The organism is Bacillus sp. AFS029637 (genome assembly GCF_002584985.1).
Taxonomy (GTDB): domain Bacteria; phylum Bacillota; class Bacilli; order Bacillales; family Bacillaceae_G; genus Bacillus_A.
Map to the genome: position 1 here is coordinate 72,569 of NZ_NUPZ01000019.1, position 9,183 is coordinate 81,751.

6 protein-coding genes and 3 pseudogenes are annotated in these 9,183 nt (G+C 34.0%); 6 read left to right on the forward strand and 3 right to left on the reverse strand.

The window, feature by feature from the left end; translation table 11 throughout:
• Window positions 1-3: 3 nt before the first annotated feature.
• Together COE49_RS08445 and COE49_RS08450 are read left to right on the forward strand one after the other, a co-directional pair.
• Window positions 4-402, forward strand: a complete 399-nt coding sequence (locus COE49_RS08445) for a BlaI/MecI/CopY family transcriptional regulator (RefSeq protein WP_098841134.1) — start codon at window positions 4-6, stop codon at window positions 400-402.
• Between the two features lie 2 nt (window positions 403-404).
• Window positions 405-1,598, forward strand: a pseudogene (locus tag COE49_RS08450) (M56 family metallopeptidase); the annotation flags it as partial.
• Between the two features lie 456 nt (window positions 1,599-2,054).
• Here the strand turns inward: COE49_RS08450 and COE49_RS08455 are convergent.
• Window positions 2,055-3,281, reverse strand: coding sequence for a phospholipase D-like domain-containing protein (locus COE49_RS08455; RefSeq protein WP_098841132.1), 1,227 nt, complete (start codon window positions 3,279-3,281; stop codon window positions 2,055-2,057).
• Between the two features lie 331 nt (window positions 3,282-3,612).
• Between COE49_RS08455 and COE49_RS08460 the strand changes: the two genes are divergently transcribed.
• The 4 genes and pseudogenes from COE49_RS08460 to COE49_RS28455 form a co-directional block, all read left to right on the forward strand.
• Entirely contained in the window at window positions 3,613-3,813 is a 201-nt protein-coding gene (locus COE49_RS08460) for a DUF1657 domain-containing protein (RefSeq protein WP_000218936.1), read from the forward strand.
• A 698-nt stretch (window positions 3,814-4,511) separates the two neighbouring features.
• The gene (locus tag COE49_RS08470; protein WP_098841131.1) at window positions 4,512-4,967 is read left to right on the forward strand and encodes a GNAT family N-acetyltransferase; all 456 of its coding nucleotides are present in this window, start codon (window positions 4,512-4,514) and stop codon (window positions 4,965-4,967) included.
• A 144-nt stretch (window positions 4,968-5,111) separates the two neighbouring features.
• Window positions 5,112-5,180 (forward strand): annotated as a pseudogene (locus COE49_RS08475) (RNA-guided endonuclease InsQ/TnpB family protein); the annotation flags it as partial.
• Window positions 5,181-5,408: 228 nt separating this feature from the next.
• Window positions 5,409-5,584: pseudogene (locus tag COE49_RS28455) on the forward strand (IS66 family transposase); the annotation flags it as partial.
• A gap of 86 nt (window positions 5,585-5,670) precedes the next feature.
• Here the strand turns inward: COE49_RS28455 and COE49_RS08485 are convergent.
• Complete coding sequence (locus COE49_RS08485) at window positions 5,671-7,071, reverse strand: zinc dependent phospholipase C family protein (RefSeq protein ID WP_098841130.1); 1,401 nt, start codon at window positions 7,069-7,071, stop codon at window positions 5,671-5,673.
• Window positions 7,072-7,158: 87 nt separating this feature from the next.
• Window positions 7,159-9,183: M60 family metallopeptidase (locus COE49_RS08490; protein WP_098945865.1), on the reverse strand; the 2,025-nt coding region annotated here is incomplete at its 5' end.

Genomic DNA, 9,183 nt, shown 5'->3' on the forward strand with positions numbered 1-9,183 from the left:
ACAATGAAAGAATTACCTAAAATATCGGAAGCTGAATTGGAAATTATGAAAGTTCTTTGGTCAAAATCTCCTCAAACAGCGAATGAAGTGATTGAAGCGTTGGAGGTAACAATGGATTGGAAACCAAAAACGATTCGAACACTTATTAATAGATTAGTTCAAAAAGAAGCTGTTTCTTATCATCAAGAAAAAGGGAGTATGTATGCGTATTATCCTTTAGTATCACAAGATAGTTATTTACAAGTAGAAACAAAATCCCTACTCAAACGGTTTTATGGTGCAGCATTTAAGCCTTTACTTGTGAATTTCTTAAAAGAAGAAAAACTTTCTTCAGAAGATATTAATGAACTAAAACGCATTCTGGATGAGAAGACTGAGGAAAATCAAAGGAAGGATAGATAGTAATGATAGATATGTTTGTAAATGTCTATCTACCTCGATTTTTTGATTGGGTAATAGAAACATCTATTATGGCAAGTATAGTAGTTGGTTTAATCTTATGTGTCAAAATCCTGCTAAGGAACAAGCTGACCCCACGCTGGCAGTACATGCTATGGTTGATATTAATTGTAAGGCTTTTATTGCCGTGGTCACCAAATAGTTCCTATAGTATCTATTCTATCCTTTCTTACAGTACGGGAACTTCAGTTAGCTTTCATCAAGATTCTATAACTGTTTCTCCTTCAAAAGAACAAATACAAGTAAAGACAGATATAGGCGATACAAAGGTTACCACAAAAGAAAATACCTATGCATCTGGTTCATCACAAATAGCTGAGGAAAGTAAAAAACAAGCACAGAATAATGAAAAGCAAAATGATAAGAGGTTATCAATTTATACCATCATTTTATATATTTGGCTTGCTGGAGTTATCATACTGAGCTTTGCTACTCTCAGTATGAATAGACGTTTATTACTCTATATAAAAAAACAACCTGTTATTATAAATCCAAGGGTTGTCGAAATCTTTGAGGACTGTAAAAAGTCTATGTCCGTTCAACAGGATATCCCACTGCTGTTAGCCGGGAAAATTTCAAGTCCAACTGTGTTCGGATTCATTCAATCCAAAGTGTTATTGTCAGGTGTACATATGAAAGTACTAGATGAGCAACAGTTACGATACATTTTTCATCATGAATTGGCTCACATCAAGCGAAGGGATGTTGGTGTTAATTGGCTTATGCATGGCTTATTGATTCTAAATTGGTTTAACCCAATTCTTTGGTATGCCTACTCATGCATGCGTGAAGATCAGGAACTAGCTTGTGATGCATGTGCTCTTATATATATAGATTCAAAGGAACAACTTGCATATGGTCATACCCTTATTAGCCTTTTAGAACACTATTCAGGTTATTATCAAGTGCCCAGCTTAGCAAACTTAAGTAGAAATAAACAAACGTTGAAACGGAGAATTCTTATGATTAAAAAATTCCAAAAGAAATCTTATCGTTGGTCTGCGATTGGATTCGTTACTATAGCTGCTATTTCAGTACTCACTTTACTAAATGCACATACAGAAGAACCAAAACAACTTACAAAAGAACAAAGAATTGAAAACCCTACAACACATAAAAATAATAAATATCCAACTGATGATATTATTATCAATTATGATAATGGAGAAGTAGTAGCTTCCAATGGACAGTATCAGTTTGAGATAAAACAAAGGCCTCCTGAAAAAGTCAATGGAGATCCCTTTGTTGTTATAACAAGAGAACATCAAAAAATCATAGAAGAGGGACAGAATAAGGAAGGGGCTATTGAAGCAGGAGGAGGAACAATGGTCTATTACAAAAAAATAAGTAACAATTAATAATCCAATAATCCTAATTATGTAAAAAATCCTTTCAGGTTTCCTGGAAGGATTTTTAAGATTTTACACTACACACAAAAAATGAGCTGAATTGTAGATAGGTAAAAATTTTCGTTTAGGGAGGACTTCATAGCCTTAGCTTGATAGCGATGTGACGCTACCCCTATTAGAGTCAGTAATTTAATTTATTCTAATAAAATGCAGTTTACTACTTCTTAAAATAAAAATCCTTTGTTTTTACAAATAATACTCAAACATTTTTGCAACCTTTTCTTTCATTTTTTCTTTTATAGATAATTGATTGACGTCAGAGGATATTACTCGCTTTGAATTTTGTAAGTCTGCAGTAATCCCTGGTTTTATTTTCGAAATATAGACAGGGTCATGAATATAACAGTTCATTTCTTCATTTAAATGAAACGAGAGCGAATCAAAATTCACGGTCCCAACCATCAATACTTTTTCATCAATCAAAAATACTTTACCGTGTAACACTCCATTTTTATAACCATATACTTCCATCCCTTGTTTTAATGCTTTTCGAATATATGGATACGCTGCTTCTTTAACTAACAGTGCATCCGAATGAGGTGAGAACAGAATTTTGATACGGACTCCCCTCTTTCTTGCATCTACTAATGCGTTCCAAATGGTTCTGTCTTTTGGTATAAAATAAGGTGTTAATATAATGATGGATTCTTTTGCTTGTTGAAACAGCATTGCATAATCTTGCCCAAGTTTTTCGCCACTATAATATGCAGTAAATCGATGCGAGGTTGCTCCCTTCTCCTTTATCGCACTGTGTATCGGAATCGGTTCCTCTGAGTTTTTCTTCCAGTCTAACACAAATTGGTGTTCTAAATCTTGAACGCCCTCTCCTCGTATTTGAAGGTGATAATCTCTCCAGTAACCAAGTCTTTCTTTTTCCCCCAAATACTTCTTGCCAATGTTAAATCCACCAATGTACCCAATTTTCCCATCAATAACTGAAATCCGACGATGATTCCGATGATCCAAAGAAGAAAAAAGATAAGGGAAAGCTGGCTTATTATAATACGTAAAATGCACTCCTCTTTTAACTAATAATTCTCTTTCCTTCTTCTTTAGTAAAACTCCACCTAACCTGTCCACGGCATAGTATACTTCTACACCTTCCTGACTTTTTTTCCTCAATAACTCTAGAAACTGGTGACTTACTTTATCATCAGCAATAGAGAAGAAGTTAATATGTACGTAATGTTTTGCTTTCTTTATATCTGAGAATAATTGCTTGTTTAACTGTTTCCCGTCTGTATACATAGTAATATCACTTTGACGAATAGGATATTGGCTAGGCTGCTGGTCAAATCTCCCACTTTTTTCAGCTATTGTTCTGTCGATTTTACCCCAAACAAGTAAAACAAAACATCCGCCAATAAATACAAAGAGGAGTGCTCGGAGAATTTTCCCTATCTTTTTCAGCATATTTAATCTCCTTTATATATCATCGTTCTTTTTCTGTTAGTTTTTGTTATCAGGACAAAACTATTCTATATCCATCCATGAAGCTAATCTTTACCATAGAATATGTAAGTCAATTACGTTCTTACATAGTAGATTTTTCTTATGAATATTCTATTCAAGTTAATATAACACCGCTTAACGGTATTCCATGTATCTATTGGCTAAAACATCCTCCTTCAAATAATTAACTGTAAAATTCCTTATTCGCATAACCCTAAAATTGGAAATCGTACTATGATAACAAAATAGGCATTCTATATTTTGAAATACATTTACAAGGAGGAAATATTACATGACAGTAAGCACTAAACTTAAACAAACTATCGCTGGATTAAAGAGTGCTCAAGCATGCCTAGAAGGATTTGTTCTTGATACTGATAACCAGCAAGCAAAACAATTATATAAAGGTGCAGCACAACAAACTCAAGAAATTATTGAATCTTTAAATCCTCGTCTTCAGCTAATTGAACAAGAAGAGCCTCAGTACAAGTAATAACATATTACCTTTCATATAGAATATCCGCACATCGAAGAGTGCTCAGCTTAGATAACGGTTATTAAAATGATGATTACAATTAAATGTGCTCACCACATCACTATCAAGATAAGAAAAACATGTATCCCAAAACGAAGAAAATGAGTTAAATTTTCATAAATAACTGTAAAATAATAAAATTTTCGTTTTGGGGATACTTTAAAATATTAGCTTGATAGGCATGGGGTACCACCAGCATTTTTGAAAAAACCACGCTATGAGCATGCAAGATTTTATACAGTTTTTCGGCTAATCCAGTAACAAACGAGAACCTTAAAAACCACGACAGGATAGGAATGTATAAAGAATTGCATAGAATCATAGAAATAGAAAAAGGTAGATCCCTACTCTTACAAGGAATCTGCCTTTTCCTTGCTACCAATAACAGGACGTTATGTTAACTTCACATGTATAGGATATTCACTAAAAAAAACATTGCCTAGCCCAAAATAAAGAAAATTTGATTATAAGAATAATTTGATAGAAAACCATGATATAATAATAGTCTAAAAATTATAAATTCAAAGACTATTAACAATGAGAGAGGCTTTCTTTATGGCACACAGAAGGTCCTTTATCGTTAATGATTTTAAGGGAATAACACCTAATTAACATAAATGGTATAGGTATTCTCTAAATTGGAAAGGGGAAAATTTATGATTAAAACCGCTGTGAAACTTGTAGAATTAAATGCAGAAAACTGGTATGAATGTTGTGAATTAGAGTTATCCGATGGACAAGCAGATTATATTGAACCAAATGCTATTTCAATAGCTCAATCAAAATTCGAACCAACTTTAAAACCTTATGCAATTTATTGCGAAGAAAAGATAGTAGGATTTTTAATGTTTAATTCTGAAATGGAAGAACTTGAAGGGTATTGGGTATATAGAATAATGATTGATAAGAAATTCCAAGGTAATGGTATAGGGAAAGCAGCAACTAATTTAATGATTGAAGAAATGACTAAATTACCAAATGCAAAAAAAATAGTAGTGGGTTATCATCCTGAAAATAAAGGGGCCCATTATTTGTATTCGAGTTTAGGTTTTGTTGATAATGGTGACATGTTCGGTAAAGAAATGGCAGTTATACGATATATAAATGACTAAAAAATAAATATAAAAAAAGAAAAACTCGCAGTCACATGTAGGAAAGGGTTTACTTTAACTTCCAATATCGAGAATTGTGGAAATGAGCTGTCCAAATGGACGTCTTATTGTATTTTTTGCTTTTTCTGTAGTAACAGTTGTCTCATTTTTGGAAATGTAAAAAATATGACATTGTCTGAACAAGTCTATTCTTGTATTTGCGCTGTAAATCTCTAAAGAGATTATAACGCAGCTATCAATATCAAAAATGAAGCAATACGCCTATTAGCGTTAGTATAAATAACAATAAAATAACCTTTGGAACAAGGGAGTTAGCTCAGCTATCTTAGGACGAATTCGTTAACTATCAAAAGTAATGATTAACCGAGAAGCCCCCACTTCAAACAGTCCATTAGGACGTTAAATGGCGGGTAGTTCACCGATTTATGGTACACCTATCGAAAAACACCTCATAATCAACTCGCTTTAGAACTGTTTAATGAGGCTGAGAAAGAAAATGATTCTGAACAGTTGAAACAATCACTTATCGTCGTATAAGGAAAGACGGTCATAGGGAGGAGTCTGTCCAAAACCTTACGATTGAAACAATTGAACATCGTTTACCTAATGAGGAACAGTGGTCAATGAATTTACCATCTAGTAGTAGATTGCCTAATAAAAAACACACTCGTTCTGATTAGGAACGAGTGTGTTTCTTTTTAGGTTATCTGAAAGGTACAAACTTCCATGAGCTAGGTTTTTGTGTTTTTTCACCTAGTACAATCCAACTTTTCTCTGCATTTATATTCTCATAATTTAATGGATAGCCATCTGTAAAAATATTATATTCTGTAGGATTATCTGGGTTAATTTGAATTTTAAAGTCGGCTAAACTATCAGATTTTTGAGCAAGGTGAATCCAACTCGAATAATTAGACCAATTTAAATATTGAAATTGATCATAATTCGAGTGCTTCATGCGAAGATATATACTCTCCCCATGGTGTAGCTTTGCATCATTTTCTTTGTAGAACTCAAATTCTATAGGTGTACCAGATAAAGCATTGTTCTCTTTATTTGCAAGTAAAACATAATCGTAACGGTTTAACGCATACCATTCAAATGCTAGCCCTTGATAAGGTGATTCACTTGGTACGATATAATAGCTTTTCCCTGCTTCTATGAAGTTTCCTGCTATATCATAGATTAATGCAGTCTCTATACTTGGAGCTTGCACATTTTTAGCAAACATCTTAAACCAAAGATTTAAGAAACCTGCTGTATTACGCTGAGCTTCTCCTAAGCTTCGCTGCACAGCTGGGGTAACCATTTCTTGCCACAATTGCGCCTTACCGCTATTGTAATACTCAAATGTTTTATCATTAGCAATATTTTGGATTTCAGGTTTAGCTAGTTTGGCTGCATAATCAATCCATTCTTCAGGTGTAGATAGAGAATCGTTATAATTCCCTCCATTATTGACTGCAAATTGATTTTGAATGGTTGTAACATAATTTTCAAAGTAGCTATGATATTTTATAGCTCTCGTATCAATTGCGGTAAAATTAGCTGCATGCATAGGTTGTGTCGCATCTGTAAAGTAGTGCGTGGCTACCCCTAAGTAATAGAAAGCTTTTTCATAGTCTTTATTTCGTAAATGTTCTCCAGATTCATAAAAGTATTTCTTGCCTTGTGTAAGAGCGGTTGGATCTGTTTCTCCTCTATAATTTTCTTTAGTATCAGGATCATAAAAATGGGATTTCCATCCGCCTTTAAAAACGCCGCCTATTCCCGTTCCACCATCGTTAAACTCTGCATTATAATCTGCATCATATAATCCTTTAGAAAATAGATCTTTATATTGCGGATAATTTAAGAACTCCACAGCCTGCTTATTTGCTTCAACATTAGATTCTGTTTTCATAATTTCAATAGCTTGTTTTGCAATCCATAAATGTGTACTTTTATCAGAATGATACGGAGCTTCTGCAGACCATCGTGCAGTGATAGGATCAGTCTCAGTTAAATCAATTTGATCGAGATGAGCATAGCTACTTTGAGGGGCTACTCCTAAAATAGTTAAAGTCATTCCAGCTATACATAGTGTTGATGTGATTTTTTTCATTTTTTGTTCCTTTCTAAATATAAAGATATAATTATTTTAAAGGTAGTAATATAAACTTATACTATGATACTTAACTTTATTTTCTTATTATTGATGTGATTGCCCATTTAAAATTGCATTATATAAAAACTGTGCATACTGTTCCCGTGTAACTTTCATATCCGGAGCAAATTTCCCTTCACCAATACCTGCTGCAATATGGTTCGATTGTATGGCACTAATTGCATCTTTTGCCCATGAATTCGCTGGAACATCGTTGAAATTATGCGGAGCCTTCACATTTAATCTAAAAGCTTTCGTAATAACTTGAGCCATTTCTGCACGTGTTATTGCAGCTTTTGGTCTAAAGTTTCCTTGATGATCGCCTTGGAAAATCCCTAGCTTAGTTAAAGCTAGTATTTCCTCAGAAAACATTGTTGAATTTTTATCGATATCTCCGTATGGATTTTCATATTTATCTTGTTTTTCTATATGCAAAGTACGGTAAATTAATGCAGCCACTTGTTCACGTGTTACATTATCACCCATACCAAATATTCCATTCCCATAACCTGCAATAATCCCTTCATTCGCTAAATGATAAATCGCACTAAATGCCCAGTGTTCTTGTGGGACATCCTTAAATATAATTCTATTTACTCCAGCATCAATTGTTAAATCATTATGTAAAAGAGTAATCGCATCTGTTACCCCAGCCTCACTTACATTAGAGTCAACTGTTACATTTTGCCCACTTTGTTTTGGCATGAATATATACCCGGTAAGCTTCTCTACTTGTACACGATATGTGTTTTCTATTAATCCATCAAACAAATAGTGGCCTTCTTTATCTGTTTTTACTTCTTTTAATCTATTCCCATCTTTATTTAACAGTTGAACACGAACACCTTCCATTCCTTTTTCACTTTGATCTTGAATACCATTTTGGTTACCATCATCCCATACTCGGCCACCTAATTTGAGCACATTCGCTTTAACAGGCTTAGAATCAGTTGCTTCCCAAATAGGAGCGATTAATATTGGATAGTTCAAAGTTTCTATTTTTTGCCGCGTTTCTTGCGATGCTTTTAGGCCCCATTGATCAAAAAATGGTAGTAAATTTTGTTTCGCTACTTTCGATGTATTATAAATAAATGCTTGTATTTTCTCTTCATCCGTTTTTGGAAGTTGATCTTCTGGTAATTCACGGTATAGTTTGTGAAGATTTGGATAAAAATCATCACCATATGCTAATTGAAGTTGCCAAATCAGCACAAGCTTCACGAACAAGTCATCAATTTTTTTATAATCTTTATCTGTTTGTTTTAAGTATGCAAAAGCTTTATCGTAATCTCTCTCTTTTTCTAAACGCGTCGGTTGATTCGGGAATAATTGCTTTTGTGCAGCTAAAGAGTATAAGTTAACTGTAACTTCAGTCATTCCTCTCAAATCATGATTCCACGTCCATGGGTATTGTTGTCTTGCGTGTCCCGCTTCATGCAGTTGTCCCCATCCAAATTTATTTACATTTAAAGCACTTTCGATTGCATTACCAGCAGTGGTAAATGCAGCTCCATCCAAACTTGCATACATACCCCAGTCTGGTTTGTTAGGATTTTCTACAAAAGCCCAAATGCGACGAGTCGAACGATGTATAGGATTTGGGTCTTTTTCAGATAACCCTGATATCTTATCTTGTGCTCGAATCATTTCATCATATTTTTTTAATAGAGGAATAGGATCTTGATCCACAATATATTTCTTGGCACTACCCTGCGTAACAGTAAGTACTGCTTTTTCTGATTTCAATTGTACCGCATGTGCATCTGGATACTTGTTCATCATCGCAATCCAGTCTTCTTTCGTATGCTTCCCTAGTTCAAAGAATGGAACAGGGCTTCCGCCTTGTGTTACTTTCACCTTAACTGTTCCTGTATCTTGAGGATTATCAAATCCTATTAAACCACCGTTTGGAGAGGAGATAGTATTAGAACCAGGAGAAAGATTAACTTCTTTTCCCCATTCTTTATCATATTGATGCGTCCCAATAATCGCTCTAACCATTTGTGTTCCTGATACTTCAATTGTAACTTGTTCATTCGGTTTTACATAAATTCCTGTTGGCATATAGGT

Bases quoted from the DNA above. Each gene is read 5' to 3' on its own strand.
- COE49_RS08460 (WP_000218936.1), top strand. From the start codon at position 3,613: ATGACAGTAAGCACTAAACTTAAACAAACTATCGCTGGATTAAAGAGT.
- COE49_RS08445 (WP_098841134.1), top strand. From the start codon at position 4: ATGAAAGAATTACCTAAAATATCGGAAGCTGAATTGGAAATTATGAAA.
- COE49_RS08455 (WP_098841132.1), bottom strand. From the start codon at position 3,281: ATGCTGAAAAAGATAGGGAAAATTCTCCGAGCACTCCTCTTTGTATTT.
- COE49_RS08485 (WP_098841130.1), bottom strand. From the start codon at position 7,071: ATGAAAAAAATCACATCAACACTATGTATAGCTGGAATGACTTTAACT.
- COE49_RS08470 (WP_098841131.1), top strand. From the start codon at position 4,512: ATGATTAAAACCGCTGTGAAACTTGTAGAATTAAATGCAGAAAACTGG.